The sequence below is a fragment of the Vogesella mureinivorans genome (assembly GCF_007644035.1).
Taxonomy (GTDB): domain Bacteria; phylum Pseudomonadota; class Gammaproteobacteria; order Burkholderiales; family Chromobacteriaceae; genus Vogesella; species Vogesella mureinivorans.
In genome coordinates this window covers 1-341 of record NZ_VMTV02001016.1, presented here as the reverse complement: position 1 = coordinate 341, position 341 = coordinate 1, and the positions used below count along the sequence as shown (strand labels likewise).

Annotated in this window: 1 protein-coding gene; it reads left to right on the top strand. The window is 41.3% G+C overall.

All coding sequences use genetic code 11. The features are described 5' to 3' along the window. The coding region (locus tag FLQ44_RS22520) for an AIR synthase-related protein (RefSeq protein WP_240801385.1) at positions 1–225 on the top strand (225 nt) is incomplete at its 5' end. Positions 226–341 lie beyond the last annotated feature (116 nt).

The following is a 341-nucleotide window of genomic DNA, read 5'->3' as shown; positions in this document are numbered from 1 at the left end:
CTGTTCAAACTTTTACAACGTGAAGGTGGTGTTGAACAATTTGAGATGTACCGCACTTTCAACTGTGGCGTGGGCATGGTGATTGCCGTTGATGCGAATGATGCAGATAAAACCATTGAAGTGTTGACCGCTCAAGGCGAAAAAGCTTGGAAAATTGGTCATATTCAGGAAAATCCAGCTTCTGTTGAAGGCGCTGACGAAAAAATTCGTGTCATTTTTGCCTAAGTTTTCGCATGATTAAAATTGCTGTACTTGTTTCAGGCAGTGGAAGTAATCTACAAGCCTTGATTGATGCCAATCTTTCAGGGCAAATTGTCGGGGTAATTTCCAATAAACCTGAA